This is a genomic window from Actinomadura sp. GC306 (assembly GCF_004348665.1).
Taxonomy (GTDB): domain Bacteria; phylum Actinomycetota; class Actinomycetes; order Streptosporangiales; family Streptosporangiaceae; genus Spirillospora.
This window is the reverse complement of record NZ_SMKM01000549.1, coordinates 1-937: the sequence shown is the minus strand read 5'-3', so window position 1 is coordinate 937 and position 937 is coordinate 1. Positions and strand designations below refer to the sequence as shown.

The window sequence follows — 937 nt, the reverse complement described above, 5'->3', positions numbered from 1 at the left end:
CCCCGCGACCGCCCCGGATTAATACAACTCAGGTTTGTTTATATAGGAAGAATGGTGCAAAATAGGCGGTCCGACACCGGCGCCGACCGAGGAGACCGCTGTGACATACGTGATCGGTGAGCCGTGCATCGACGTCATGGACCGCGCCTGCGTCGAGGAGTGCCCGGTCGACTGCATCTACGAGGGCGAGCGGGCGCTGTACATCCACCCCGACGAATGCGTCGACTGCGGCGCGTGCGAGCCGGTCTGCCCGGTCGAGGCCATCTACTACGAGGACGACCTCCCGGCGGCGCTGGAGCCCTACCGGGACGACAACGCGCGCTTCTTCGCCGAGCCGCTCCCCGGCCGCGACGCGCCCCTGGACTCGCCCGGCGGCGCGGCCAAGCTCGGCCCCCTCGGCGTGGACACCCCGCTGGTCGCCGCCCACCCGAAGCCCGGCGAGGAGTAGCCGCGGGATCTTTCGGTCGTGGATCTTGGGGAAGGGGCGTCTAGTGTCGAGGTTGACTTCGAGTTGGAGGTGACGGCCATGGCGGCTCCGATCATCGTGGGAATCGACGGTTCCGCGCATTCCTGGCAGGCCCTGGACTGGGCGGCCGACTACGGCGCCCGGCACCGCCTGCCGCTGCGGCTGGTGCACGCGTCGCGCGCCCTGGAGCCGGGCGGGACGATCCCGGACGACGCGCTGCGCCGGCTGATCGCCGAGCGGGAGGACATGCTGGCCGAGGCCCGGGACCACGCGCTGAAGCGGCACGCCGGCCTGGACGTCACGACGGTCCTGAGCGAGAGCGACCCGGGCGGTGCGCTGGTCGACGGCAGCGAGGAGGCCGCGCTGGTGGCCGTCGGGTCGCGCGGGCAGGGCGGGTTCGAGGGCCTGCTGTTCGGGTCGGTCGGCCTCTACACCGCCGCCCGCGCCCACTGCCCGGTGCTGGTGGTGACC

The 937-nt window shown here is 71.5% G+C and carries 2 protein-coding genes; both read left to right on the top strand.

Annotated features, from left to right (window positions below; translation table 11 throughout):
- Window positions 1–100: 100 nt before the first annotated feature.
- Window positions 101–448 carry a ferredoxin gene (gene fdxA / locus E1200_RS33435; protein ID WP_131956695.1) on the top strand — a complete coding sequence of 116 codons (348 nt, stop codon included), beginning with the start codon at window positions 101–103 and terminating at the stop codon, window positions 446–448.
- 78 nt (window positions 449–526) lie between these two features.
- Window positions 527–937: universal stress protein (locus tag E1200_RS33430; RefSeq protein ID WP_131956693.1), on the top strand; the 411-nt coding region annotated here is incomplete at its 3' end.